The organism is Pseudomonas sp. 09C 129 (genome assembly GCF_002843625.1).
GTDB lineage: Bacteria > Pseudomonadota > Gammaproteobacteria > Pseudomonadales > Pseudomonadaceae > Aquipseudomonas > Aquipseudomonas chlororaphis.
Genome location: NZ_CP025261.1, coordinates 6,832,197 through 6,856,455, shown reverse-complemented (window position 1 = coordinate 6,856,455; position 24,259 = coordinate 6,832,197). Strand labels below are relative to the sequence as shown.

Below are 24,259 nucleotides of genomic sequence, written 5' to 3'. Positions count from 1 at the left end.
ATGTGGGATCTGATCGAGAAAGGCCTGGAACACAACGGCCTGGTCACCGCTTTCGCCTTCGTCGGCGTGATCATGTGGGTCTCGGTGCTGCTGTCCAAGCGCCTGACGTTCGGCCGGGTGCACGGCTCGGCCATCGCCATCGTCATCGGCCTGGTGCTGGCCTGGGTTGGTGGCACTGTCACCGGTGGGCAAAAGGGCCTGGCGGACCTGGCGCTGTTCTCCGGCATCGGCCTGATGGGCGGTGCCATGCTGCGCGACTTCGCGATTGTCGCCACGGCCTTCGAGGTCCAGGCCACCGAGGCGCGCAAGGCCGGGATGATCGGCGCCATCGCGCTGTTTCTCGGCACGGTGCTGCCGTTCATTGTCGGGGCGAGCATCGCCTGGGCCTTCGGCTATCGCGATGCGGTGAGCATGACCACCATCGGCGCCGGCGCGGTGACCTACATTGTCGGTCCGGTGACCGGGGCGGCGATCGGCGCCAGCTCCGATGTGGTGGCGCTGTCCATCGCTACAGGGTTGATCAAGGCGATCCTGGTGATGGTCGGCACGCCCATGGCGGCGCGCTGGATGGGCCTGGACAACCCGCGTTCGGCGATGGTCTTCGGCGGCCTGGCCGGCACCGTCAGCGGGGTGACCGCGGGCCTGGCGGCGACCGACCGGCGCCTGGTGCCCTATGGCGCGCTGACCGCGACCTTCCATACCGGGCTGGGTTGCCTGCTCGGGCCTTCGTTGCTGTATTTCATCGTGCGCGGGTTGGTGGGGTAGGGCGGCTGGCTTCATCGCGAGCAAGCTCGCTCCTACAGAGGTATACGGTCTCTGCAGGAGCGAGCCTGCTCGCGATAGCGCTCGTGTAAACACCGCGCTTTATGTGTCTTGCCGGTTGGCATACATCCGGCACTCGGCCAGCAGCGCCAGCAGGTTCGGGTCGCGCTCCTTGGCCTTGAGGAACACCACGCCGATATGCTGTTGCAGCCGGTAGCGCGCCTGCAGCGGAATCAACTTCACGCGGTTTTCGTACACCGCGGCAATCCTTCCCGGCAGCAGGGCATAGCCCACCCCCGAGCTGACCATGCTCAGCAGGGTGAAGATGTCGTTGACCTGCATCGCCACCTTCGGCTCGAACCCCGCCTGCTTGAACACCCGCACCCCGTCCTGATGGGTGGCGAAGCCCTGGGTCAGGGTGATGAAGGTCGCGTCGCGCACATCGCTGAGATCGACTTCCGCCTGCCGGGCGAACGGCGAGTCGGCCGGCGTGGCGAGGAAGATATCGTCGGAAAACAGCGGGATCTGCTCGCAGTCCGGGTCGCTGACGCTGTCGTCCAGTGATACCAGGATCGCGTCGACCTCCATGTTCTTCAGCTTGTACAGCAGGTCGATGTTGGAGCCCAGGATCAGGTCGATATTCAGCTCGCTACGGCGCAGCTTCAGGCCCATGATCAGCTGCGGCACGGTCTTCACCGTCAATGAATACAACGAGCCGAGCTTGAAGCGTTCCGCCGAGAACCCGGCGGCTTCGCGGGTCAGGCGCACGCTTTCGACCACGTCCTGGATCAGCTTCTGCGCCCGTTCTTCGAGGACGAAGGCGCTTTCCAGCGGTGTCAGGTTGCGTCCTTCATGCTTGAACAGTGGGCAGCGCAGGGCGCTTTCCAGGGAGTGAATGGCCCGGTGCACGCTGACATTGCTGGTCTGCAACTCGGCGGCGGCGCGCGCCAGGTTGCCGGTGCGCATGAATGCCAGAAACACTTCGAGCTTTTTCAGGGTCAACTCTTCATCGATCAGCATGATGGGCGCTCTTATTCGAATGCTCCGATTGTGCCTGCCGGGTCATGACTTGGCTGGAGGTTTTTTCGTCCATGGCTTTATTTGGAAACATTGCGTTTTCAGGCTACAGGCCTGAGCCTTGCGCAGATTTTCGCCTTGGGAGGTGAGTGGCACATGTATCACGGGGAAAGACTCAACGCCTGGACGCATCTGGTGGGCGCGATTGCGGCACTGGTCGGGGGGATCTGGCTGCTGGTGCTGGCCAGTCTCGACGGCAGCCCTTGGAAAATCGTCAGCGTGGCGATCTACGGCTTCACCTTGCTGGTGCTGTACAGCGCCTCGACCCTGTACCACAGCGTGCGCGGGCGGGCGAAAAACATCATGCAGAAGGTCGATCACTTCTCCATCTACCTGCTGATCGCCGGCAGCTATACGCCGTTCTGCCTGGTGACCCTGCGCGGGCCCTGGGGCTGGACGCTGTTCGGGATCGTCTGGGGGCTGGCGCTGATCGGCATCCTGCAGGAGATCAAGCCGCGCTCCGAGGCGCGCATCCTGTCCATCGTGATCTATGCGGTGATGGGCTGGATCGTGCTGGTGGCGGTCAAGCCGCTGCTGGCGGCCCTGGGCCCCGCCGGCTTTGCCTGGCTGGCCTCGGGCGGGGTGCTCTACACCGTGGGCATCATCTTCTTCGCCCTCGACAGCCGTTTGCGCCACGCCCACGGGATCTGGCACCTGTTCGTGATCGCCGGCAGCCTGCTGCACTTCGTGGCGATCTTGTTCTACGTGCTCTGATCGGCGACAGCGTTATCGTTCATCGCGAGCAAGCTTCAATCCCCGGTCATCAACCGATCCAGCTGCTCCTGCGCCCGGCCGCCGAAGATCTCCAGCAGGCTGCTCAAGGTGTGTGGCAGCGCCTCCGCCGCGCGGGTCACGGCATACAGGGTGATCGGCAGCGCCGGGGTCAGCGGGCGAATCGCGGTGCTGGCGGGCGAGGCGCCGAGGGCGGTGAAGGGGTCGATCACCGCCAGCCCGGCCCCGGATTCGACCATGGCCCGGGCCAGGGAGTAGGTCTGCACAGCGATGCTGACCCGCGGCGCCGGTTCCACGGCTTTCAGGTAACCGTCGAGTTTCGCCGCCAGTGGGTCGGCGCTGGACAGGCCGATCAAGGGCGCCCCCGCCAGCTCCATCAACGGCAGCGGCGTGCCCCTGGCCGCCTGGGGCCAGTAATCCAGCGGCGCCAGCGCCACCAGCACCCCGCTGGCCAGGGCCTGGGCGGTCAGTCCCGGATGATCCGGGCGTTGCAGGGTCAGGGCCACATCGATCTCGCGCATCAGCAGGTTCTGCACCAGCTCGCGGCTGTGGGCGCTGGACAGCTCGCAGACGATGTCCGGGTAGCGCCGGGTCCACTGGTTGATGGCCGGCGGCAACAAGGACAAGGCCAGCGCCGGCGTGGCGCCGATCCGCAGGCTGTGGCCCGGCTCGCGACGCAGGCTCTGGGCCAGGCGCCGCACCCCTTGCAGGCTTTCGCTGACCTTGTCGACCTCGCGCTCCAGCTCCAGGGCTTCCGGGGTGGCCTGCAACTTGCCCTTGACCCGCAGGAACAGCGGGAAGCCCAGCTGCTGCTCGGCGTGCTGCAAGACCTTGGTCACCGCCGGCTGGGAGACGTGCAGCAGTTGCGCCGCGCCGCTGATCGAGCCGGTCTGGCGGATGGCCTGGAAAATCTCGATATGGCGCAGTCGCATGATGAGTCCATAACCTTTGTTTATGGGTGGTCCATCTTTATTCATTGTCCCGGGCCTGTCACCTGGTCCTAACCTGAAGCCCGCTCAACAAGGCTTTAAGGACTGACATGGCACAGCGGGCTTGCATCATCGGCGGCGGGGTCATTGGCCTGGCCAGCGCCTACGCCCTGGTTCGCGAGGGGTTCGACGTCAGCCTGGTGGAGGCGCGCGAGGCCTTCGCCAGCCAGACCAGCTTCGCCAACGGCGGCCAACTGTCGTACCGCTACGTGGCGCCGCTGGCCGATGCCGGCGTGCCCTGGCAGGCCCTGGGCTGGATGCTGCGTGGCGACTCGCCGCTGAAGCTGCGCCTGCGCCTGGACCCGGCGCAGTGGCGCTGGATGGCCGGGTTCCTGGCGGCCTGCCGTGGCTCGGTCAACCGTCGCAACGGTGCCCATCTGCTGCGCCTGGCGCTGCTGAGCCAGGCCACCTTGCAGAGCTGGCGCGAGGAGGACCGGCTCGACGGTTTCCACTGGCGGCGCAACGGCAAGCTGGTGACCTTTCGCGAAACCACGAGCTTCGAGCACGCCCGCCACGGCCTGGCCGATCCGCGCCAGCAGCAGGTGCTGTCCGCTGACGAATGCACGGAACTGGAGCCGACCCTTGGCGGCGCGCCCTTTGTCGGCGGCATCTTCACTCCGGACGAAGAAGTGGCCGACTGCCACGCCTTCTGCCAGCAACTGGTGGCGCGGTTGCAGGCGTCCGGCCGCTGCCAGCTGCTGACGGGGCGCCAGGTCACCGCTATTCGCCAGGCGGGCGGCCAGGTGCAGGCCATCGAGTTGGGCGACGAGGTGTTGGCGGTGGACCAACTGATACTCGCCGCCGGTCATCGCAGTGGCGAACTGGCGTTGCCCGGGCTGAAGCTGCCGCTGTACCCGCTCAAGGGCTACAGCCTCAGCGTGCCGATCGGCGCGGGGCACCGGGCGCCGGAAATCAGCATCACCGACTACAACCGCAAGATCGTCTATGCGCGGATCGGCCAGCAGCTGCGGGTGGCGGCCATGGTCGATATCGTCGGTTTCGACCCGGCCCTGGACCCCAAGCGCCTGGCCCTGATGCAGCGCCAGGCCCGGGAAACCTTCGCCAATGCCGGCGACTACGATGCCGCCATCGAGTGGGCCGGCATGCGCCCGGCGACCCCCAGCGGCGTACCGCTGATCGGCGCCACCGGCTACCGCAACCTGTGGCTCAACCTCGGCCACGGCGCCCTGGGTTTCACTCTGGCCTGTGGCAGCGGGCGCCTGCTGGCCGAGCTGATCGGCCAGCGCCGCACTTCCATCGACATGCAGGGGCTCGCGCCCCATGCCGCCTGATTTCTTTCGCGTACAAGGAGCTGTCCCATGACCATCCAGCGTCTCCACAGCAATGACCGCCTTAGCGCTGTCGTGGGTTTTGCCGATCTGCTGTTCCTGTCCGGCCAGGTGCCGGGCCCGGCCACCGATGCCGCCGGCCAGACCCGCGAAGTGCTGGCGAAGATCGACGCCTTGCTGGCCGAGGCCGGCAGCGACAAGGATCATCTGCTCAGTGCGACCCTCTACCTGAAAAACATCCAACAGGACTTTGCCGCGATGAACGAGGTCTGGTCGGCCTGGCTGTCCCCGGGCCAGGCGCCAAGCCGCACCACGGTGCAGGCCGCCCTGGCGCGCCCGGACATCCTGGTGGAAATCACTGTCATCGCGGTTCGCCGCTAACGCCTTCACCCACAACGGAGAATAACAATGCAAAAAATCACGTTGCTCGGCTGCACCCTGGGCCTGTTGCTCGGCTCCCCGCTGTACGCCAGCGAGGCGCCGCTGACCGGCACCCTGGGCAAGATCGCCACCGCCGGCAGTATTACCCTGGGTTATCGCGATGCCTCGGTGCCGTTTTCCTACGTGGGTGACAACAGTGGCAAACCCATGGGCTATTCGGTGGACCTGGCGAGCAAGGTCGTCGAGCGCATCCGCGACAAGCTGGCGCTGCCGCAACTGGCGGTGAAGTACAACCTGGTGACGTCGCAGACGCGCATTCCGTTGGTGCAGAACGGCACCGTGGACCTGGAATGCGGCTCCACCGGGGTGACCGCCGAACGGCAGAAGCAGGTGGCGTTTTCCTACGGCTTCATCTATGTCAAAGGCCAGTTGCTGACGGCCAGGGACAGTGGGATCAAGAGTTTTGCCGACCTGCGCGGCAAGAACGTGGTGACCACCGCCGGCACCACCAACGAGCGCTTCCTCAAGAGCTACAACGTCGAGCACAAGATCGACATGTTCGTGATCAGCGCCAAGGACCACGGCGAAGCCTTCCAGATGCTGCAATCGGGTCGCGCCGCGGCGTTCTACATGGATGACGCGCTGCTCTACGGCGAACGGGCCAAGGCCCGCGATCCACACAACTGGGTGGTGGTCGGCGAGGAGCAGTCGCGGGAAATCTACAGCTGCATGGTGCGCAAGGACGATCCGCAGTTCCTGGAACTGGTGAACGCCACCCTGGCGGACCTGTACCGCTCAGGGGAAATCAACGGCATCTACCAGCGCTGGTTCGAACAGCCGATTCCGCCCAAGGGCCTGAACCTGGAATTCCCGATGACCAGCGAGCTGAAGGCGATCATCGCCAAACCGGTGAGCGATCCGGTGGAGTAAACACCGGTCCGCTTTTGCTTCTGTAGGAGCCAGGCTTGCCGGCGAAGGGTGTGTCAGGTGAAACGCTTCGCGGGCAATCGAGCGTCGACCGGCCGCTCCTACAGAGGCCAGAGGCGGGGGCGGGTTAGAAGTCGCCCCACAGTTGCTGTGCCACGGCCAGCGCCACTACTGGCGCGGTTTCGGTGCGCAGCACCCGCGGCCCGAGGCGCGCCGGCAGGAAGCCCGCACCCTGGGCCTGGTCCACTTCGGCATCGGACAGACCGCCTTCCGGACCGATCAGGAATGCCAGGGTCGCAGGCTTGGCGTGGCTCACCAGCGGCTCGGCCACCGGGTGCAGCACCAGCTTGAGGTCGGCCTGGGTCTGCTTGATCCAGTCGGCCAGCAGCACCGGCGGATGAATCACCGGCACCCGCGAGCGCCCGCATTGTTCGCAGGCGCTGACGGCCACCTGGCGCCAGTGGGCCAGGCGCTTGTCGGCGCGCTCGTCCTTGAGCCGCACCTCGCAGCGCTCGCTGAAGATCGGGGTGATTTCATTCACCCCCAGCTCGGTGGCCTTCTGAATCGCCCAATCCATGCGCTCACCCCGGGACAGGCCCTGGCCGAGGTGGATCTGCAGCGGCGACTCGACCTGCCCGGCGAAGCTTTCATCGAGCCGGACCACCACGCGCTTCTTGCCGACTTCCAGCAGCGTGCCGCGAAATTCGTTGCCCGAACCGTCGAACAGCTGCAGCGCGTCGCCCTCGGCCATGCGCAGTACGCGCCCGATGTAGTGGGCCTGGGCTTCCGGCAGCTCGTGCTCGCCGAGGCTCAGGGGGGCGTCGATAAAGAAGCGGGACAGTCTCATGGTGGTTCTCTGGGGAAAATTCGGTTCGAGGTGGGTCAATGGATCTTTGCGTCGGCAAGCCCGCTTCTGCAAAACGGCGGGCTTGCCGGCGAGGGGCTCAACCCGGATCGCGGAAGCCTGGGTGGAAGTCCTTGGGCACCGCCACGCTGACCTTGTCGTTGGTAGCAATGTCGATGCCTTCGCTGGCAACGATGGCGAGGAAGTCGATCTGATCCGGGGTGATCACGTAGGGCGGCAGGAAATACACCACGCTGCCCAGCGGACGCAGCAGGGCGCCACGCTCCAGGGCGTGCTGGAAGACCTTCAGGCCACGGCGTTCCTGCCACGGGTAGGCGGTCTTGCTGGCCTTGTCCTGGACCATCTCGATGGCCAGCACCATGCCGGTCTGGCGTACTTCGGCAACGTGCGGGTGATCCGCCAGGTGCGCGGTCGAGCTGGCCATGCGCTGGGCCAGCGCCCGGTTGTTCTCGATGACGTTGTCCTGCTCGAAGATATCCAGGGTCGCCAGCGCCGCCGCACAGGCCAGCGGGTTGCCGGTGTAGCTGTGGGAATGGAGGAAGGCGCGCAGGGTCGGGTAGTCGTCGTAGAAGGCGCTGTAGACTTCGTCGGTGGTCAGGCACGCGGCCAGCGGCAGGTAGCCGCCGGTCAGGGCCTTGGACAGGCAGAGGAAGTCCGGGCGGATGCCGGCCTGTTCGCAAGCGAACATCGTGCCGGTACGACCGAATCCGACGGCGATCTCATCATGGATCAGGTGCACGCCGTAGCGGTCGCAGGCCTCGCGCAGCAGCTTGAGGTACACCGGGTGGTACATGCGCATGCCACCGGCGCCCTGGATCAGCGGTTCGACTATCACCGCGGCAACGCTGTCGTGGTGTTCCGCCAGGGTCTGCTCCATGGCCGCGAACATGTTGCGCGAGTGTTCTTCCCAGCTCATGCCTTCGGGGCGCAGGTAGCAGTCCGGGCTCGGCACCTTGAGGGTGTCCAGCAGCAGGGCCTTGTAGGTCTCGGTGAACAGCGGCACGTCGCCCACCGACATCGCGGCGATGGTTTCGCCGTGGTAGCTGTTGGTCAGGGTGACGAAGCGCTTCTTGTCTTTCTGGCCGCGGTTGAACCAGTAGTGGAAGCTCATCTTCATCGCCACTTCGATGCACGACGAACCGTTGTCGGCATAGAAGCAGCGGGTCAGGCCTTCCGGGGTGATCTGCACCAGGCGCTCGGACAGCTCGATCACCGGCTGATGGCTGAAGCCGGCGAGAATCACGTGCTCCAGTTGATCGACCTGATCCTTGATGCGCTGGTTGATGCGCGGGTTGGCGTGGCCGAACACGTTGACCCACCAGGAGCTGACCGCGTCGAGGTAGCGCTTGCCTTCGAAGTCCTCCAGCCACACACCTTCGCCGCGCTTGATCGGGATCAGCGGCAGCTGCTCGTGGTCTTTCATCTGGGTGCAGGGATGCCATAACACCGCGAGATCGCGTTGCATCCACTGGTTGTTGAGGCCCATGTTCAGTCTCCTGGAGGCGGCTCGAAGTACGCGAGCAAACAATCGCGCAAGCCTATGCAATGCCAGGCCGTGTCACAACCCATTGCATGCCTGGAAGGGCGAATTGGTCGCGGTCGCAGGACGGTCTGTCACGTTTTTCCCCCGTAGACCTTAATGCCTGGTTAATTTAGTGTTCGTAGGATCAACATCGTATTTCTCGATATTTCAAAGCGAAAATTTCCGCTTTAATTCGATAGTTAAATCGATAGTCTTGGGCAGCAGTTCTTACAGGATTCAAGTGATGCAGCTAGGTAACTCTTCTTCCCGCTACGGCTGGGTAAGCATTTTTCTGCACTGGAGCGTGGCGCTGGCAGTCTTTGGATTGTTCGCCCTGGGCCTGTGGATGGTCGGCCTGGATTACTACAGTGCCTGGCGCAAAGATGCGCCGGACCTGCACAAGAGCATTGGCTTGACGCTGTTCGCGATCATGTTGCTGCGGGTGCTGTGGCGCCTTGTCAGCCCGCCGCCACCGGCACCGGCCAACCACGGTCGCCTGACGCGCCTGGGCGCCACCTTCGGCCATGCCTTCCTTTATCTCAGTCTGTTCGCTGTGATGATTGCCGGTTACCTGATTTCCACCGCAGACGGTGTCGGGATTCCGGTGTTTGGCCTGTTTGAAATTCCTGCCCTGGTTTCCGGACTGCCGGACCAGGCAGATGTGGCCGGCGAGGTGCATCTGTACCTGGCCTGGGCCCTGGTGATCTTCGCCGGAGTGCATGCTCTGGCTGCCTTGAAACACCACTTTATCGATCGTGACGCGACCCTGGCTCGTATGCTGGGGCGCAAAGCCTGATGCTCAACCTCGACTCAAAAGGAATAGAAAGCATGTTGAAAAAGACTCTCGCCGCTCTGGCAATCGGTTCTGCTCTGTTGTCTGCCGGTCAGGCGATGGCCGCGGACTACGTGATCGACAAGGAAGGCCAGCACGCCTTCGTCGACTTCAAGATCAGCCACCTGGGCTACAGCTTCATCACCGGTACCTTCAAGGACCTGGACGGCAAGTTCAGCTTCGACGCGGCCAAGCCTGAAGACGCCAAGATCGAAGTCAACGTGCGCACCGCCAGCGTGTTCACCAACCACGCCGAGCGTGACAAGCACGTCAACAGCAAGGACTTCCTGGAGTCGGGCAAATTCCCTGACGCGAAGTTCGTTTCCACCAGCGTCAAGCCAACCGGCAAGAATGCTGATGGCAAGCAGACCGCCGATGTGGCTGGCGACCTGACTTTCCACGGTGTGACCAAGCCTATCGTGGTCAAGGCCACCTTCCTGGGTGAAGGCAAGGATCCATGGGGCGGCTACCGTGCCGGTTTTGAAGGTACCACCAGCATTAGCCGTAAAGAGTTCAACAAGGACGGGATGGATGTTGGCCCGCAGTCCGACACCGTTCAGCTGTACATCACCTTCGAAGGTGTGAAAGCGAAGTAATGCTTCGCCTGTAACCGCAGCCTCGCAGGCTCGGCAGCGGCTACAGAGAACATAAAAAAACGCCCCTGATCGCGAGATCAGGGGCGTTTTTTATTGTCGCGAAAACTTCAGCGATTGCGGGTCAGCAAGGCTGGCTTCTCGCCACGTGGACGGCTTGGCAGTTGATCGAGCTGCTCGGGTGTCGGGAAGCGGTCGGCTTTCGACTCCTTGTGCATGATCTTCGGCTGGTTGCCGCGCGGGTTCTGCACCGCCGGCTCCTGACGCGCCTGGTCGTCACGGGCCGGACGACGATTGCGCGACTCTTCGCGACGGGCCTGGCCGTCACGTGGAGCGCCGCTGCGTGGGCCGTTGCGCTTGGCAGGCGGGGTGCCGGTGCTGGCACCGTTGCTGGTGCGCGGACCGCCGGAGCGACCCTGGCCGCCGCTGCGTGGCGCGTTGCTGCTGGTTGTACCCTGGGCTGGCGCGCCAGGACGACGGCCGCGGCCCTGGTTGTTCTTGTTCTGGTACGGGCTGACGTAGTCGGCGCGATTGCCGAAGTTGTCCACGTCATCGTCCAGGAACTCATCCGGGGCGCGGTCGGCGCGTGGCGTCGGCTGGCGCTGCTCGCGGGCCGGGGTGCCCTCGCGAGGCTTCTGCTCACGGGCCGGGCGGTCGCCGCGAGCGGCCGGTTTGTCCTTGCCCTTGTCCTTGCCTTTGTCTTTACGACCGCCGCCGCCACCGCCGCCATTCGGACCGTCGCCACGCGGGCCACGGGAGTTGCGTGGGTTACGCACGTCCGGACGCTCGCGCACTTCCGGTTTCTCGGCTTCCACGGCGCTGGCATCGAAGCCCATCAGATCGCCGTCGGGGATCTTCTGCTTGGTCATGCGCTCGATGCTCTTGAGCAGCTTCTCTTCGTCCGGCGCGACCAGCGAGATCGCTTCGCCCGAACGACCGGCGCGGCCGGTACGGCCGATACGGTGCACGTAGTCTTCGTCGACGTTCGGCAGCTCGAAGTTGACCACGTGTGGCAACTGGTCGATGTCCAGGCCACGGGCGGCGATATCGGTGGCGACCAGGATCCGCACTTCACCGGCCTTGAAGTCGGCCAGGGCCTTGGTGCGGGCGTTCTGGCTCTTGTTGCCGTGGATGGCGACGGCGGTCAGGCCGTGCTTGTCCAGGTACTCGGCCAGGCGGTTGGCGCCGTGCTTGGTGCGGGTGAAGACCAGCACCTGTTCCCAGGCGCCGGCGGTGATCAGGTGGGCCAGCAAGGCGCGCTTGTGGCTGGCGGCCAGGCGGAACACCCGTTGCTCGATACGCTCGACCGTGGTGTTCGGCGGCGTGACTTCGATGCGCTCGGGGTTGTGCAGCAGTTTGCCGGCCAGGTCCGTGATGTCCTTGGAGAAGGTCGCGGAAAACAGCAGGTTCTGGCGCTTGGCGGGCAGGCGCGCGAGGACTTTCTTCACGTCATGGACAAAGCCCATGTCGAGCATGCGGTCGGCTTCGTCGAGCACGAGGATTTCCACGTGGGACAGGTCGACACTGCCTTGGCCGGCCAGGTCGAGCAGGCGGCCGGGGCAGGCCACCAGCACGTCGACGCCACGGGCCATGGCCTGAACCTGTGGGTTCATGCCGACACCGCCGAAGATGCAGGCACTGACGAACTTCAGGTCGCGGGCATAGACCTTGAAGCTCTCGTGCACTTGCGCGGCCAGTTCGCGGGTCGGGGTCAGGACCAGTACGCGCGGTTGGCGCGGGCCGTGACGCTGGGATTTGTCCGGGTGACCGTTGGGAAACAACCGTTCCAGGATCGGAAGGGCGAAACCGCCGGTTTTACCAGTACCTGTCTGTGCCGCGACCATCAGGTCGCGACCTTGCAACACGGCGGGAATGGCCCGCTGTTGCACCGGAGTAGGCTGGGTGTAGCCGGCGGCTTCGATGGCGCCGACTAAAGCCTCGGAGAGACCGAGGGAAGCAAAGGACATGAGTAATCCTGTTTTAGTGAGGGCTTGGCCCAGAGGGATAGTCTTGCCTGGCGCGAATGGCGTTTAAGAGGACGCAATCCCGTCCGGTCCTGCTGGCTCCTGAAGGCTCATCGGCGAGGGCTCGCGCGGGCCTTGTGGCTGCGCTGTAGCGGTATCGAGATGCCTTGAACAGGATCGAGCGTCCGGGCGTGAGCCTGGCGGGAAGGCCGGAGTATAACAGAGCAATCAGCGTGCGCTGCTTTCCTGCTGCTCAACGGTTTTCAGTGGTGTGCCGGGCGGCATTGCGCTTGAGTCGGCGATGGCCGGCGCCGCGCCATAGCGGGCGCTCAGTTCGGCGTAGGCCGGCTCGCGCTTGAAGCGCTTGAGTTCGGCGCCGAAACGCTGCACCAGCAAGTCCATGCCGGCATTGCGCCGCACCGCGAGAAACTGGCTCTGGCGGCTGATGACCACCGGGTTCTCGGTGATCTGCTGGCGAATGTTCAGTTGGTCGAGCAGATGCTGGCCGACCCGCCGATCGGTGATCAGCAGGTCGATACGGCCGCGCAGCAGCTTGCCGAAGTTGGCTTCGTGGGTCGGCGCCGGTTCGTGCTTGAACAGGGTGGATTCCCTGAAGTCCTGGCTGTACAGGTAGCCGGGGGAGGTACCCACGGTCAGCCCGCGCAAGTCTTCCAGGGTACGGAACGGAAAGGGCCGGGCATTGGCATAGAACATCACGAACTCGACGTCCGACAGCGGCTCGCTGGGGTAGAGCAGGCTGCTTTCGCGTTCGTTGCTGTGAAAGATGTCCAGGGCACCGTCGGCCTGGCCTTGTTCGAGCATGGCCAGGCAACGTCTCCAGGGCAGGAACTGCCATTCGACTTCGATCCCCAGGCGCTGGAAGACGATGGCCGTGGTTTCGTAATCCAGGCCCTGGGCCTTGCCCTGTTCCTCATAGACATAAGGGGCCCAGGGCTCGGTGACAATGCGCAGCTTCTCGCCATGGGCGGTGAGGCTCAGGCAAGCGCAGATAAAGGCTGTCAGCAGCTGGGCAATGACGGGCATCGCTGGAGATTACGACGGGAGGTCGTCCAATGCTAGAGGCCGTCTAGCTCAAGCCTCAGTCAGCCTTTGTCTCGATCAGATGCAGGTAGATGGCCTTGCGCCGCTGGCCCAGTACCAGGCGAATCACCGGGTGATTGAACCAGCGCTCGAGTTGATGGCTGTTGAGCGGCTTTTTCAGGCGGCCTTCGGCGTTTTCCCGGGCTTTCTCCCACCAGACCGGGGCGCAGGCCTGGTCGAATTCGTTGGTGTGGCGGTAGCAGCCGTAGAGGATTTCGCGCATGAACTGCCGCTGGTGCCCGGGCAGGGCCAGGGTCACGATCTTGTAGGCCAGGCGTTGCAACGCCGGCGGGCGTGGCAGGGTCGCGGTGACCAGGCGGGTTTCGTCCAGGGCGACGCTGCTGGTGGGTGCTGCGCCGTGCTTGTCCAGCCAGGCCTTGATCTTGGCGCGAAACAGCTGCTTGCGGCTCCAGTAATGGTGGATCAGGTCGGGGCATTCGCGAACCTGCTTGGTGCGGTAGGCCGCCACCGACAGGCAGAACTCTTCGAGGGTGTAGGCGCCATTGGCCAGCGGGTACAGCTCGTCCATCAGGGCGATGGAGCGGTCCAGCACATCGGCGTCCGCGCGGTGCAGGCCGATCACGCCGGAGTTCAGCAATGGCATCTGGTCGTCGGCGAGTTTGCGTTCCCGCAGCAAGCCGGCCAGGGACTGGTAGAGGCCGGACTCCTTGTTGGCGCCGTAGCACATGCCGAATGCGTTACACAGCAGGGTGCCGGGCTGGATGCGGCGAAACAGCTCCAGCGGCGAGCAGTGGAAAAAGGTATCGGTGTCGATCAGCAGCGCCAGTTCGGACTCTTGCAGCACCTGCTGCATCACCACGTGCTTGGCGCGAAAGTGGTAGCCGTGTGGGGCGATCCAGGCCTGGCGGGTGTTTTCGTCCAAGGGGCGCACGCGCACAGGCAGGTCGCGGTAAGGCGCGGGATTGTCGGTGAAGACCTGGATATCGAGGGCTTCGCCCGGTGTTTCGCGCAGCCCGGCCAGGGCGCTGGCAATACTGAACGCGGCTTCCTGGTGATAGGTCGCGGCGCCGTAAACCAGATAGATCAATTGTGGGCGTGCTGCGGTGCTGCCTGTGGACATCTACGGCGATCCTTCGGATGTATGGAGGTTAAAAAAAAGGCCCTGGATTTCGCCAAGGCCTTTTTCCGATGCTGTCGGGCGGTTAACGCGGCAGCTTCAGGTTGTTCCAGACGGCCAGGCTTGGCTCGGCTTGGTTCAGAGTATAGAAGTGCAATCCTGGCGCACCGCCTTGCAACAAACGCTCACACATTTCGGTGATGACCTGTTCGCCGAACGCCTGAATGCTTTGGCTGTCGTCGCCGTAGGCTTCCAGTTGCTTGCGGATCCAGCGCGGGATTTCCGCACCGCAGGCGTCGGAGAAACGCGCCAGCTTGCTGTAGTTGGTGATCGGCATGATGCCGGGCACGATCGGGATGTTCACACCCATTTGTTGCACACGTTCGACGAAGTAGAAATAACTGTCGGCGTTGAAGAAATACTGGGTGATCGCACTGTTGGCGCCGGCGTTGGCCTTGCGCACGAAGTTGTTGAGGTCGTCTTCGAAATTGCGCGCCTGTGGGTGCATTTCCGGGTACGCCGCCACTTCGATGTGGAAGTGATCGCCAGTCTCTTCACGAATGAAGCTCACCAGGTCGTTGGCGTGACGCAACTCGCCGCTGGCCATGCCCATGCCCGAAGGCAGGTCGCCGCGCAGGGCGACGATACGGTTGATGCCGGCGGCCTTGTACTGGGTCAACAGGCCACGCAGGTCGGCCTTGCTGTCACCCACGCAAGACAGGTGCGGTGCGGCGGGGATCTTCACTTCGCTTTCGAGCTGCAGCACGGTGTTCATCGTGCGGTCGCGGGTCGAGCCACCGGCACCGTAGGTGCAGGAGAAGAAGTCGGGGTTGTAGCTGGCCAGCTGGCGGGCAGTGGCGAGCAGTTTTTCATGCCCAGCATCGGTCTTGGTCGGGAAGAACTCGAAGCTGTAGCGACGGTCTTGGGACATGGAGGAAACCTCCAGCTACAAGCTGCAAGCCACAAGCTGCAAGAGTAGCGGAGGTGCGCTCAGCTCTTGTGCCTGGAACGGGCTGCTTGAAACTGTTTAAGCAAATAGGGACGAAGCCGAAAGCTTCGAGCGGCAAGCACGGCTTGTGGCCTTTGCTTGCCGCTTGAAGCTCAAGGCTTGCAACTGCTCTTAGTACCGGTAAGCGTGCGGCTTGAACGGGCCTTCGACGGTGACGCCGATGTAGTCAGCCTGCTGCTTGGTCAGTTGGGTGACCACGCCACCGAAGCCGCGGACCATTTCCAGGGCCACTTCTTCGTCGAGTTTCTTGGGCAGTACTTCAACGGTCAGGCGCTCGGCTTTCTGGGCTGGCGACAGGTCGGCGTACTTCTGGCCGAACAGGAAGATCTGCGCCAGAACCTGGTTGGCGAACGAACCGTCCATGATGCGGCTTGGGTGACCGGTGGCGTTGCCCAGGTTCACCAGGCGGCCTTCGGCCAGCAGGATCAGGTAGTCGTCGTTCTGGGCGTCGAAAGCGCCTGGGCCGGTGCGGTGAACCTTGTGCACCTGCGGCTTCACTTCTTCCCATGCCCAGTTCTTGCGCATGAAAGCGGTGTCGATTTCGTTGTCGAAGTGACCGATGTTGCAGACAACGGCGCGCTTCTTCAGGGCCTTGAGCATGTTTGCGTCGCAAACATTGACGTTACCGGTGGTGGTCACGATGAGGTCGATCTTGCCCAGCAGGGCCTTGTCGATGCTCGCTTCGGTGCCGGTGTTGATGCCGTCGATGAACGGCGAAACCAGTTCGAAACCGTCCATGCAGGCTTGCATGGCGCAGATCGGGTCGACTTCGGAAACCTTGACGATCATGCCTTCCTGGCGCAGGGACTGGGCCGAGCCCTTGCCCACGTCACCGTAGCCGATGACCAGCGCTTGCTTGCCGGACAGAAGGTGGTCGGTACCGCGCTTGATCGCATCGTTCAGGCTGTGACGGCAGCCGTACTTGTTGTCGTTCTTGCTCTTGGTCACCGAGTCGTTGACGTTGATGGCCGGGATCTTCAGCTCGCCCTTGGCCAGCATGTCCAGCAGGCGGTGCACGCCGGTGGTGGTTTCTTCGGTCACGCCGTGGACGCGATCCAGCACCTGCGGGTACTTCTTGTGCAGCAGCTCGGTCAGGTCGCCGCCGTCGTCGAGGATCATGTTGGCGTCCCAAGGCTTGCCGTCCTTGAGGATGGTCTGCTCCAGGCACCACTCGTACTCTTGCTCGGTCTCGCCTTTCCAGGCGAATACCGGGATACCGGCGGCAGCGATGGAGGCAGCGGCCTGGTCCTGGGTCGAGAAGATGTTGCAGGACGACCAGCGTACTTCGGCACCCAGGGCAACCAGGGTTTCGATCAGCACGGCAGTCTGGATGGTCATGTGGATGCAGCCGAGAATCTTCGCGCCCTTGAGCGGTTGTTCAGCGGCGTACTTGCGACGCAGACCCATCAGGGCCGGCATCTCCGATTCGGCGATGATGGTTTCGCGACGGCCCCAGGCGGCCAGGGACATGTCGGCGACTTTGTAGTCGGTAAAATCTGCAGGCGTGATGACAGCGCTCATGAAGAGCCTCCATTCGTAAGTATGCGAATGGGCGCCGTTGTGCGTTTAGTGACTGACCGAACCATCACGGCCAGACAACGCCCCATCCGAGCCTGACAGGTCGAACCTGCTGCAGCGCCCCTCGGACAGGTGGCGGGAAAACGGTATCAGGTGATCGTTACCGTTTTGAAACGGAGGCGATTATAGCCGTCTGCCAGCGACTTCCCAAGGATTTCTGTCGGACGATGATCGAACGGTTATCGCGACCATAGTAGAAGCTCAATAGAGCTCTGCGCCGGGGTCTGCCATGATGCCGGCATCAATCGGCAAGACGGTCAGGAGTGAGTATGAATTTCCACACCCGCAAATGGGTAAAACCCGAAGACCTCAACCCCAACGGCACGCTGTTCGGCGGCAGCCTGTTGCGCTGGATCGACGAAGAAGCGGCGATCTACGCCATCGTCCAGCTGGGCAACCAGCGCGTGGTCACCAAGTACATTTCCGAAATCAACTTCGTCAGCGCCTCGCGCCAGGGCGACATCATCGAGCTGGGCATCACCGCCACCGAGTTCGGCAGGACCTCGATCACCCTGACCTGTGAAGTGCGCAACAAGATCACCCGCAAGAGCATCCTCACCGTCGAGAAGATGGTCTTCGTCAACCTGGGCGAGGACGGCTTGCCGGCTCCTCACGGTCGTACCGAGATCCGGTACGTGAAAGACCAGTTCAAGGACGACGAGCCCATCGCCTGACCGCTGTGGGTGTGAGTCTGCCTGCTCCTGCATGAGGGCACTGAACGAGCCCTGAACCCTGGATGTCGTACCTGACAAGGTACCCACAGGTTCAGGAGCCATTAACGTGCAGACAGACGGCAAGACCCCGGGCCTTTCTCCCGAAGAGCAGCACGACGTAGACAAGAACCAGCCGCCCCGCGCGGCGGTCTTGCACGAGATCATCCGTACCCAGGGCGACAAGGAGCTGGAGCGCAGCGTCGCAGCGCTCTGGTGGTCGGCCCTGGCCGCCGGCCTGACCATGGGCCTGTCGCTGATGGGCATGGGCCTGCTCGACTCGCGCCTGCCCGACGGCGAAGGGTTCAAGGTGATTGCCAGTTTCGGTTACTGCGCGGGGTTCCTGGCGGTGATCCTGGCGCGCCAGCAACTGTTCACCGAAAACACCCTGACGGCCGTGCTGCCGATCATGAGCAAACCCACCCTGGGCAATTTCGCGCGCCTGTGCCGCTTGTGGGGCGTGGTCCTGGTGGGCAACCTGTGCGGCACGCTGCTGGTGGCCTATGTGATGCTGCACCTGCCGATTTTCGACGCCAGGACCGACCTGGCCTTCCTCGATATCGGGCGCAAGGTCATGGAGAACGATGCCGGGCAGATGTTCGCCAAGGGCATCGTCTCCGGCTGGATGATCGCCACCATGGTCTGGATGATCCCGTCCATGGAGAGCGCCAAGATGTGGATCATCATCCTGATCACCTACCTGATGGCCCTGGGGGACTTCACCCATATCGTGGTCGGTTCGGTGGAGGTCTCGTACCTGGTGTTCGCCGGCGAGTTGCCGTGGCGGGATTTCTGGTGGGTGTTCGCCGGGCCGACGCTGGCGGGGAACATCATCGGCGGCAGCTTCATCTTCGCCCTGATCAGCCATGCCCAGGTGCGCAGTGAAAGTGGCCTGCCAAAAACGACTGCGGACCCTGGGCGGGTCCGCGATCGATCAAAAAGCGATCAGTGAGCGTCCTGGGTGACCGCCGGTGCATCCTGGGTGACATGGCGCACCAGTTTGCCGATGGTCAGGCCCTGCAGGAGGATCGACGACAGCACCACGATGTAGGTGATGCTCAGCACCAGGTCGCGCTCCGGGCCCAATGGCAGGGCCAGGGCCAGCGCCACCGAAACCCCGCCGCGCAGGCCACCCCAGGTCAGCACCCGGATAGTGCCGCGCGGCACGCTGCGCCAGCGGCGTAGCAGGACGATGGCTGGAGCCACGGTGAGCAGGCGCGACAGCACGATCGCCACCGCCAGCAGACTCGCGGCCAGCAGGTGCAGCCAGTTGAACGGCAGCAGCAACAGCTCCATGCCGATCAGGGCGAACAGCAGGGCGTTGAGCATGTCGTCGAGCAGTTCCCAGAAACCGTCCAGGTAACGCCGGGTCATGTCGTTCATCGCCAGGTTGCGCCCCAGGTTGCCGATGATCAGGCCCGCCACCACCATCGCGATCGGTGCCGAGACGTGCAGTTCGCTGGCCATCGCCGAGCCGCCGATCACCAGGGCCAGGGTCAGCATCACCTCGATCTGGTGTTGCTCGATGCTCTTGATCATCAGGTACACCAGGTAGCCGATCAGCCCGCCGAACACCACGCCGCCGATGGCTTCATGGGCAAACAGCAGGGCGGTGGCGCCGACGGTCGGGGTTTCGCCGAGCTGGGCGATTCCCAGCAGCACGGTGAACACCACCACCGCGGTGCCGTCGTTGAACAGCGACTCGCCGACGATGGTGGTTTTCAGCGGCTTGGAGGCGTTGGCGGTACGCAGCACGCCAAGCACCGCGATCGGGTCGGTCGGCGAGATCAGGGCGCCGAACAACAGGCAATAGAGGAAGCTCACGTGCCAGCCGAACAGGCCGAAGATCCAGTAGGCCAGGCTGCCGATGACGAACGTGGCGATCAGCACGCCGACCGTGGCCAAAAGGCCGATGGGCCAGCGATAGCTGCGCAGGTCGTTGAGGTTGACGTGCAGGGCGCCGGCGAACAGCAGGAACGACAGCATCCAGTTCATCAGCAGGTCGCCGAAGTCGATCTGGCCGATCAGCTGTTGCACATGCTCTTCCAGGCCGGGATAGCCGAGGACGCTCAAGCCTTGCAGCAGCAGGGAAAACAGCAGGGCGGTGACCATCACCCCGATGGTCGGCGGCAGGCCGATGAAGCGGAAGTTGACGTAGGTGAGCAGGGTGGTCAGGCAGATGAAGGCGGCAACGAGTTCAAGCATCCGGAGTCCCTTGGATAGAAACGTGAAAAGAAAGCCCGAAAGCCATCGGGCAAGGGTTTGATGGGCCGCTGGCGGCCCGGGGCACACCGACAAGGAAAGTTCAGATTCTTCTGTCGGTGAGCCGGTCGGACAGTGCGCGGTTCTGCAGGCGACCGTGGGTCAGTCGCACGCTCGTCGAGGCTCAGCCGGATACATTGATCGCGGCCGCCTGGCGACGTTGCAGGTGAATGAACAGCAGCGCGGTCAGCACCGTCAGTCCGCCGACCAGTGCGCCGGTCCACGGCAGGTCGGCCAGGTCGGCGCCGCTGGCGACGACCAGGCCGCCGATCCAGGCGCCGGCGGCGTTACCCAGGTTGAAGGCGCTCTGGTTCAGGGTCGAGCCCAGGTTGGGAGCCTCATGGGCCTGGTCGATGATCAGCAATTGCAGGATCGGGCACAGGGCGAAGGCGAAAATCCCCCACAGCAGCAACGTGATCGCCGCCGGGATCAGCAGGTGGCTGGTCTGGCTGAACGCGGCCAGCACCAGCACCACGGCCAGCGCCATGGCCACCAGCGATGGCAGCAGGCGGCTGTCGGCCAGGCGGCCGCCGAGCATGCTGCCGGCCGTCAGGCCGACGCCGAACAGCAGCAACATGATGGTCACGCCATGGGGGCTGACGCCGGTGACGTCCTGCAGGATCGGCGCGATATAGGTGAAGACGCTGAACAGGCTGGTGGAGGCCAGCACGCTCATGCCCAGGGCCAGCAGCACGTTGGTCTTGCCCAGGACCTTGAACTCGCTGGCCAGGTTGGCTTTGTCCATGGCGATGTGCCGGGGCAGCCAGAACCACTGGGCAATGGCGGCGAGCACCCCGATCACCGACACCGCCCAGAAGGTCGAGCGCCAGCCGGCGTATTGCCCCAGTGCCGTGCCCAGCGGCACGCCGAGCACATTGGCCAGGGTCAGGCCGGTGAACATCATGGCGATCGCCTGGGCGCGTTTGTTCGGCGCCACCAGGCTGGCGGCGACCACCGAGCCGATGCCGAAAAACGCGCCGTGGCACAGCGCGGTGATCACCCGCGCGGCCATCAGCGTGGCGTAGTTCGGCGCCAGCGCGCAGAGCACGTTGCCGAGGATGAACATCAGGGTCATGCCCAGCAGCGTGGCCTTGCGCGGCATGTTGGCGGTGCCGACGGCGAGGATCGGCGCGCCGAACACCACGCCCAGGGCGTAACCGGTAATCAGCAGGCCGGCATGGGGAATGCTGACGGACAGGTCGCGGGCGACATCGGGCAGCAGGCCCATGATGACGAATTCAGTGGTACCGATGCCGAAGGCGGCAACAGCCAGTGCGAGCAAGGCGAGTGGCATGCGAGGATTCTCTGTCTGTAGTCTTGACGCCCTGATCAGGCATACGCATGCCGGCATTGCTCCTCCATCGGATCAGGTCCGGCGGATCGGGCAGCGGCAGGAGTTATGGGAATAGATATGCGCAACTGAGTGCGGCGTGGTCGGCGTCAGTATAGACAGCCGAGGCCCTTAGGTGAATCGATTCTCTTATCGCAAACAGGGAGTGTGAGGTGCTGGCGACAACTCTGGTTCTGGTGGCGGCGCTGCTGCATGCGGCGTGGAATACCCTGATCAAATTCAGTGGCGAACGGTTATTGGTGGTGGCCTGCATGGACAGCGTCGCCTTGTTGTTCGTGGCATTGATGTTGGGGGTCGTCGAGTGGCCGCCGCTGCAGATCTGGCCGTGGATCCTGGCGTCGGCGGTTTTCGAGTTGCTCTACCGCTACCTGCTGATCCAGGCCTATCGAGTCGGCGACCTGGGTCTGGTCTACCCATTGATGCGCGGTCTTTCGCCCCTGGTGGTGCTGGCCCTGACCCTGATCTTCGCGGGCGAGGTGCTCAGCCCCCAGCAGATCCTCGGCATCCTGTTGATCCCTTTCGGCATGCTGTGCCTGCTGTGGCAGGGCGGTGGCGGCGACCGCCTGCCATGGTCGATGTTGCCGGTGGTGGCGCTGATCGGCCTGTGCATCGGTTGCTACACCTTTATCGACGGCCAGGCATTGCGCCGCTGGTCCCATCCGCTGGATTACCTGGTGTGGGTGACGCTGCTCAGCGCCTGGCCCTTTCCGTTGCTGGCGCTGCTGCGCAAGCGTGCGGCCTTCAGCCTGTTCTGGCGCGAACAATGGAGGCTGGGGTTGAGCGTCGGATTCTGCGTATTGTTCAGCTACGCTCTGGTGCTGTGGGCCATGCAGCTGGGATCGATCGCCGAGGCGGCGGCGCTGCGGGAAATCAGCGTGATCCTGGTGGTGTTGTTCGGTATGCGTTACCTGAAAGAACCTTTCGGCCGCCCTCGGCTCTTAGCTTGTGGGCTGGTGCTGATCGGCATGCTGGTGATGAAGTTCTGACCCCGCTCCCCTCATGACTTTAAAAAGGACTCTGCCATGACCGTCGCTTTCTGGTGTGTATTGATCGCCATCTTCCTGCCGTACCTGTGCAACAGCATCGCCAAGTTCAGCGGGGGTAACTTTGGCCTGCGGCAGAACCATGACCCGCGGGCCTACCTCGAAACCCTCGAGGGTTTCGCCCGGCGGGCGCAAGCGGCGCAGCTCAACAGTTTTGAAGTGACCCCGGCCTTTGCCGCGGGGGTGATCATTGCCCACATCGCCAACGTCGCCGAACTGGTGACCATCGATGTGCTGGCGGTGTTGTTCATCACCAGCCGCCTGCTGTACATCATCTGCTACCTGGCGGACTGGGCGATCCTGCGGTCGCTGGTGTGGTTCGTTGGTGTCGCGCTGATTGCCAGCTTCTTCTTCGTTTCGATCTGACCTTCGTCACTGCCGCCGCCTCTCGACGAGGCGGCAGCGGCGCCAGGGCTATTTGCTGTCGGTGACTTCAGGCACTTTCGGCAGCGTGGCGCCCTTGGGCCAGAGCATCCAGATCTGGCCCTGTTGTTTCATGTCTCCCGCCAGTTGCCCGGCCGCGTCGCCGGTGCCCCAGAACAGGTCGGCGCGAACTTCGCCGGCGATCGCGCCACCGGTATCTTGCGCCGCCACCGGGCGGATCAGGCTGCTGCCATCGGGCCGGGTGGTGGAAAGCCACAACAGGCTGCCCAGCGGAATCACCTTGCGGTCCACCGCCACGCTGTAGCCGGACGTCAGCGGTACGTTCAGCGAGCCGCGCGGGCCTTCGTTGCTGTCCGGGTTGCGGTTGAAGAACACGTAGCTGGGGTTGCTGCCCAGCAGTTCCGGGATGCGATTGGGGTTGGCCTTGGCCCAGGCCGCGATGGTGCCCATGGTCACGTCTTCTTTCTTCAGTTCGCCCTGATCCACCAGCCAGCGGCCGATGGGACGGTACGGGTGGCCGTTCTGGTCGGCATAACCGATGCGCAACTGGCGCCCGTCTTCCAGCTGGATACGACCCGAGCCCTGGATCTGCAGGAATTGCAGGTTCATCGGGTCGGTCAGCCAGGCGATTACCGGCGCCTTGACCCCCTTGGTCTCGATGGTCGCGGCATCGTCGTAGGGTTTCAGCACCCGGCCTTCGAGGCGGCCGCGCAGGCGCTTGCCCTTGAGTTCGGGATAAATGCTGTCGAGGGCGACGATGATCATGTCTTCCGGCACGCCATAGACCGGTACTGACGCGGCCTGGGTCTGGGTCAGGCTGCCCGGATAGACAGGCTCGTAGTAGCCGGTGATCAGGCCGTTGCTGCTGCCGCTGGCCGAGCGCAGGCCGTAGACGTCCAGGTGCTGCTTGAGGAAGCTGCGGACATCGAGGGCGGTGAGCGGCACATTGGCCGCCGTCGCGCAGGTCGGGCCCCACACCGGGTCGGCTTTCAGCCGGGTGCAGGCACTGCGCCAGGAACCGAAGCCGGCCAGCAGGTCGTCGTCGGACACAGTGGGCAAGGTTTCCCAGCTGGCGCTGGTATAGGTGGCGATGGCGTGAGGCTGGGGTGGCTTGCCGACTTCGCCGCCATTGCATCCGGCCAGCAGGATCGCGGTCGGCAAGGCCCAGGCCAGGTGTCGACGCCACAGCTTGAAACGGGTGTTCATTGGGTACTTCCTTTGTGGCTTGCCTGGGCGCATGGCAACGTCAGGCAATCCATATTGTTAATAGGGCTATTGGTCTTTGCCGGACAGGCGAGGATACTGGCGGCCGTTTCCCGTGACCCGAAGCCACCATGACGCTTAAAAGACTCTCTGTTGTATTGCTGGCCTGCCTGACGTTGTCCGCTTGCGGCGGTGTCGATCCGAACTCCCCGCTGGGTCAGCGCAAGGCGATCTTCAAACAGATGCTCAAGACCGGTGAAGACCTGGGCGGCATGCTCCGTGGGCGTATCCCGTTCGACGGCCCACGCTTTACCGAAGGCGCGATCAAGCTGGACAACCTGTCCCACGAACCCTGGAAGCACTTCCCGCAGGTCAAGGAACAGGAGCACAGCAGCGCGACTGACGATGTCTGGCAGAAGCAGGCACGTTTCCAGGAACTGGCCCGCACCCTCGAGGCGGCCACCGGTGAACTGGTCATCGCCAGCAAGGTCCAGCCGTACAAGGCCAGCAACCTGGGGCCGGCGGTACAGAAAGTCGAAGATGCCTGCAGCGCCTGCCATAAAGAGTTTCGCGATCACTGATCCTGTCGCCTGAGGTGTCTGCGGCG

The 24,259-nt window shown here is 63.7% G+C and carries 24 protein-coding genes and 1 riboswitch; of the genes, 12 read left to right on the top strand and 12 right to left on the bottom strand.

The genetic code is table 11. The annotated features are described in order from the left end of the window. Entirely contained in the window at positions 1-765 is a 765-nt protein-coding gene (madM, locus tag CXQ81_RS30745) for a malonate transporter subunit MadM (protein WP_007932567.1), read from the top strand. Positions 766-864: 99 nt separating this feature from the next. On the opposite strand, the gene CXQ81_RS30740 is transcribed toward madM, so the two are convergent. Further along, positions 865-1,782, bottom strand: a complete 918-nt coding sequence (locus CXQ81_RS30740; RefSeq protein ID WP_007932558.1) for a LysR substrate-binding domain-containing protein — start codon at positions 1,780-1,782, stop codon at positions 865-867. 153 nt (positions 1,783-1,935) lie between these two features. Between CXQ81_RS30740 and CXQ81_RS30735 the strand changes: the two genes are divergently transcribed. Then, entirely contained in the window at positions 1,936-2,553 is a 618-nt protein-coding gene (locus tag CXQ81_RS30735) for a hemolysin III family protein (protein WP_101339350.1), read from the top strand. A gap of 35 nt (positions 2,554-2,588) precedes the next feature. Here CXQ81_RS30735 and CXQ81_RS30730 read toward each other — a convergent pair whose 3' ends face one another. Beyond that, complete coding sequence (locus tag CXQ81_RS30730; protein WP_009051293.1) at positions 2,589-3,503, bottom strand: LysR family transcriptional regulator; 915 nt, start codon at positions 3,501-3,503, stop codon at positions 2,589-2,591. A 107-nt stretch (positions 3,504-3,610) separates the two neighbouring features. Between CXQ81_RS30730 and CXQ81_RS30725 the strand changes: the two genes are divergently transcribed. The 3 genes from CXQ81_RS30725 to CXQ81_RS30715 are packed head-to-tail and all read left to right on the top strand — an operon-like array spanning position 3,611 to position 6,160. Continuing rightward, entirely contained in the window at positions 3,611-4,852 is a 1,242-nt protein-coding gene (locus CXQ81_RS30725; protein WP_101339349.1) for a D-amino acid dehydrogenase, read from the top strand. A gap of 27 nt (positions 4,853-4,879) precedes the next feature. Then, positions 4,880-5,230 carry a RidA family protein gene (locus tag CXQ81_RS30720; protein ID WP_101339348.1) on the top strand — a complete coding sequence of 117 codons (351 nt, stop codon included), beginning with the start codon at positions 4,880-4,882 and terminating at the stop codon, positions 5,228-5,230. A gap of 27 nt (positions 5,231-5,257) precedes the next feature. Further along, positions 5,258-6,160, top strand: a complete 903-nt coding sequence (locus CXQ81_RS30715) for a transporter substrate-binding domain-containing protein (RefSeq protein WP_007932538.1) — start codon at positions 5,258-5,260, stop codon at positions 6,158-6,160. Positions 6,161-6,284: 124 nt separating this feature from the next. Here the strand turns inward: CXQ81_RS30715 and CXQ81_RS30710 are convergent, their stop codons facing one another. Together CXQ81_RS30710 and CXQ81_RS30705 are read right to left on the bottom strand one after the other, a co-directional pair. Further along, complete coding sequence (locus tag CXQ81_RS30710) at positions 6,285-7,004, bottom strand: 16S rRNA (uracil(1498)-N(3))-methyltransferase (protein ID WP_007932537.1); 720 nt, start codon at positions 7,002-7,004, stop codon at positions 6,285-6,287. Between the two features lie 97 nt (positions 7,005-7,101). Continuing rightward, positions 7,102-8,508, bottom strand: coding sequence for an adenosylmethionine--8-amino-7-oxononanoate transaminase (locus CXQ81_RS30705; protein ID WP_101339347.1), 1,407 nt, complete (start codon positions 8,506-8,508; stop codon positions 7,102-7,104). 280 nt (positions 8,509-8,788) lie between these two features. On the opposite strand from CXQ81_RS30705, the gene CXQ81_RS30700 reads away from it, so the two are divergent. Both CXQ81_RS30700 and CXQ81_RS30695 read left to right on the top strand, forming a co-directional pair. Next, positions 8,789-9,340 (top strand): cytochrome b, encoded by a 552-nt coding sequence (locus CXQ81_RS30700; RefSeq protein ID WP_101339346.1) that lies wholly within the window; start codon positions 8,789-8,791, stop codon positions 9,338-9,340. A 32-nt stretch (positions 9,341-9,372) separates the two neighbouring features. Further along, entirely contained in the window at positions 9,373-9,972 is a 600-nt protein-coding gene (locus CXQ81_RS30695; RefSeq protein WP_007932534.1) for a YceI family protein, read from the top strand. A gap of 107 nt (positions 9,973-10,079) precedes the next feature. On the opposite strand, the gene CXQ81_RS30690 is transcribed toward CXQ81_RS30695, so the two are convergent. The 5 genes from CXQ81_RS30690 to ahcY all read right to left on the bottom strand — a co-directional run bounded on the left by CXQ81_RS30690 (position 10,080) and on the right by ahcY (position 16,642). Next, the gene (locus CXQ81_RS30690) at positions 10,080-11,936 is read right to left on the bottom strand and encodes a DEAD/DEAH box helicase (RefSeq protein WP_101339345.1); all 1,857 of its coding nucleotides are present in this window, start codon (positions 11,934-11,936) and stop codon (positions 10,080-10,082) included. 225 nt (positions 11,937-12,161) lie between these two features. Continuing rightward, positions 12,162-12,977, bottom strand: coding sequence for an ABC transporter substrate-binding protein (locus CXQ81_RS30685; RefSeq protein ID WP_101339344.1), 816 nt, complete (start codon positions 12,975-12,977; stop codon positions 12,162-12,164). Positions 12,978-13,032: 55 nt separating this feature from the next. Continuing rightward, a complete protein-coding gene (locus CXQ81_RS30680) occupies positions 13,033-14,115 on the bottom strand; it encodes a hypothetical protein (protein ID WP_101339343.1) in 1,083 nt (360 codons plus the stop codon). An 82-nt stretch (positions 14,116-14,197) separates the two neighbouring features. Beyond that, the gene (gene metF, locus CXQ81_RS30675; protein ID WP_007932530.1) at positions 14,198-15,043 is read right to left on the bottom strand and encodes a methylenetetrahydrofolate reductase [NAD(P)H]; all 846 of its coding nucleotides are present in this window, start codon (positions 15,041-15,043) and stop codon (positions 14,198-14,200) included. A 189-nt stretch (positions 15,044-15,232) separates the two neighbouring features. Beyond that, a complete protein-coding gene (ahcY, locus tag CXQ81_RS30670; RefSeq protein WP_009045993.1) occupies positions 15,233-16,642 on the bottom strand; it encodes an adenosylhomocysteinase in 1,410 nt (469 codons plus the stop codon). Positions 16,643-16,664: 22 nt separating this feature from the next. After that, positions 16,665-16,771: riboswitch (S-adenosyl-L-homocysteine riboswitch) on the bottom strand. A gap of 197 nt (positions 16,772-16,968) precedes the next feature. Between ahcY and CXQ81_RS30665 the strand changes: the two genes are divergently transcribed. Together CXQ81_RS30665 and CXQ81_RS30660 are read left to right on the top strand one after the other, a co-directional pair. Then, positions 16,969-17,373, top strand: a complete 405-nt coding sequence (locus CXQ81_RS30665) for an acyl-CoA thioesterase (RefSeq protein ID WP_007932525.1) — start codon at positions 16,969-16,971, stop codon at positions 17,371-17,373. Between the two features lie 100 nt (positions 17,374-17,473). Continuing rightward, the gene (locus tag CXQ81_RS30660; protein WP_101339342.1) at positions 17,474-18,361 is read left to right on the top strand and encodes a formate/nitrite transporter family protein; all 888 of its coding nucleotides are present in this window, start codon (positions 17,474-17,476) and stop codon (positions 18,359-18,361) included. Here CXQ81_RS30660 and CXQ81_RS30655 read toward each other — a convergent pair. After that, positions 18,355-19,614, bottom strand: a complete 1,260-nt coding sequence (locus CXQ81_RS30655) for a sodium:proton antiporter (RefSeq protein ID WP_101339341.1) — start codon at positions 19,612-19,614, stop codon at positions 18,355-18,357. The genes CXQ81_RS30660 and CXQ81_RS30655 overlap by 7 nt on opposite strands. Positions 19,615-19,795: 181 nt before the next feature. Continuing rightward, a complete protein-coding gene (locus CXQ81_RS30650) occupies positions 19,796-20,965 on the bottom strand; it encodes an MFS transporter (RefSeq protein WP_009045990.1) in 1,170 nt (389 codons plus the stop codon). A gap of 209 nt (positions 20,966-21,174) precedes the next feature. Here CXQ81_RS30650 and CXQ81_RS30645 point away from each other — a divergent pair, with 209 nt between their 5' ends. Both CXQ81_RS30645 and CXQ81_RS30640 read left to right on the top strand, forming a co-directional pair. Further along, positions 21,175-22,008 (top strand): EamA family transporter, encoded by an 834-nt coding sequence (locus CXQ81_RS30645; protein ID WP_101339340.1) that lies wholly within the window; start codon positions 21,175-21,177, stop codon positions 22,006-22,008. 36 nt (positions 22,009-22,044) lie between these two features. Beyond that, positions 22,045-22,431, top strand: a complete 387-nt coding sequence (locus tag CXQ81_RS30640; RefSeq protein WP_087089521.1) for an MAPEG family protein — start codon at positions 22,045-22,047, stop codon at positions 22,429-22,431. Positions 22,432-22,479: 48 nt separating this feature from the next. On the opposite strand, the gene CXQ81_RS30635 is transcribed toward CXQ81_RS30640, so the two are convergent. Next, complete coding sequence (locus CXQ81_RS30635; RefSeq protein ID WP_009045987.1) at positions 22,480-23,655, bottom strand: murein transglycosylase A; 1,176 nt, start codon at positions 23,653-23,655, stop codon at positions 22,480-22,482. Between the two features lie 128 nt (positions 23,656-23,783). Between CXQ81_RS30635 and CXQ81_RS30630 the strand changes: the two genes are divergently transcribed. Further along, positions 23,784-24,233: a cytochrome c gene (locus CXQ81_RS30630; protein ID WP_007922344.1), complete on the top strand. Its 450-nt coding sequence runs from the start codon at positions 23,784-23,786 to the stop codon at positions 24,231-24,233. The last annotated feature ends 26 nt before the right edge of the window (positions 24,234-24,259 follow it).

What these genes read in the sequence shown, in the direction of transcription:
- CXQ81_RS30720 (WP_101339348.1), top strand. Translation starts at nt 4,880, where the DNA reads ATGACCATCCAGCGTCTCCACAGCAATGACCGCCTTAGCGCTGTCGTG.
- ahcY (WP_009045993.1), bottom strand. Translation starts at nt 16,642, where the DNA reads ATGAGCGCTGTCATCACGCCTGCAGATTTTACCGACTACAAAGTCGCC.
- CXQ81_RS30680 (WP_101339343.1), bottom strand. Translation starts at nt 14,115, where the DNA reads ATGTCCACAGGCAGCACCGCAGCACGCCCACAATTGATCTATCTGGTT.
- CXQ81_RS30650 (WP_009045990.1), bottom strand. Translation starts at nt 20,965, where the DNA reads ATGCCACTCGCCTTGCTCGCACTGGCTGTTGCCGCCTTCGGCATCGGT.
- CXQ81_RS30710 (WP_007932537.1), bottom strand. Translation starts at nt 7,004, where the DNA reads ATGAGACTGTCCCGCTTCTTTATCGACGCCCCCCTGAGCCTCGGCGAG.
- CXQ81_RS30690 (WP_101339345.1), bottom strand. Translation starts at nt 11,936, where the DNA reads ATGTCCTTTGCTTCCCTCGGTCTCTCCGAGGCTTTAGTCGGCGCCATC.
- CXQ81_RS30640 (WP_087089521.1), top strand. Translation starts at nt 22,045, where the DNA reads ATGACCGTCGCTTTCTGGTGTGTATTGATCGCCATCTTCCTGCCGTAC.
- CXQ81_RS30715 (WP_007932538.1), top strand. Translation starts at nt 5,258, where the DNA reads ATGCAAAAAATCACGTTGCTCGGCTGCACCCTGGGCCTGTTGCTCGGC.
- CXQ81_RS30705 (WP_101339347.1), bottom strand. Translation starts at nt 8,508, where the DNA reads ATGGGCCTCAACAACCAGTGGATGCAACGCGATCTCGCGGTGTTATGG.
- CXQ81_RS30725 (WP_101339349.1), top strand. Translation starts at nt 3,611, where the DNA reads ATGGCACAGCGGGCTTGCATCATCGGCGGCGGGGTCATTGGCCTGGCC.
- CXQ81_RS30695 (WP_007932534.1), top strand. Translation starts at nt 9,373, where the DNA reads ATGTTGAAAAAGACTCTCGCCGCTCTGGCAATCGGTTCTGCTCTGTTG.
- metF (WP_007932530.1), bottom strand. Translation starts at nt 15,043, where the DNA reads ATGTCCCAAGACCGTCGCTACAGCTTCGAGTTCTTCCCGACCAAGACC.
- CXQ81_RS30665 (WP_007932525.1), top strand. Translation starts at nt 16,969, where the DNA reads ATGAATTTCCACACCCGCAAATGGGTAAAACCCGAAGACCTCAACCCC.
- CXQ81_RS30630 (WP_007922344.1), top strand. Translation starts at nt 23,784, where the DNA reads ATGACGCTTAAAAGACTCTCTGTTGTATTGCTGGCCTGCCTGACGTTG.
- CXQ81_RS30740 (WP_007932558.1), bottom strand. Translation starts at nt 1,782, where the DNA reads ATGCTGATCGATGAAGAGTTGACCCTGAAAAAGCTCGAAGTGTTTCTG.
- madM (WP_007932567.1), top strand. Translation starts at nt 1, where the DNA reads ATGTGGGATCTGATCGAGAAAGGCCTGGAACACAACGGCCTGGTCACC.
- CXQ81_RS30735 (WP_101339350.1), top strand. Translation starts at nt 1,936, where the DNA reads ATGTATCACGGGGAAAGACTCAACGCCTGGACGCATCTGGTGGGCGCG.
- CXQ81_RS30685 (WP_101339344.1), bottom strand. Translation starts at nt 12,977, where the DNA reads ATGCCCGTCATTGCCCAGCTGCTGACAGCCTTTATCTGCGCTTGCCTG.
- CXQ81_RS30655 (WP_101339341.1), bottom strand. Translation starts at nt 19,614, where the DNA reads ATGCTTGAACTCGTTGCCGCCTTCATCTGCCTGACCACCCTGCTCACC.
- CXQ81_RS30730 (WP_009051293.1), bottom strand. Translation starts at nt 3,503, where the DNA reads ATGCGACTGCGCCATATCGAGATTTTCCAGGCCATCCGCCAGACCGGC.
- CXQ81_RS30700 (WP_101339346.1), top strand. Translation starts at nt 8,789, where the DNA reads ATGCAGCTAGGTAACTCTTCTTCCCGCTACGGCTGGGTAAGCATTTTT.
- CXQ81_RS30635 (WP_009045987.1), bottom strand. Translation starts at nt 23,655, where the DNA reads ATGAACACCCGTTTCAAGCTGTGGCGTCGACACCTGGCCTGGGCCTTG.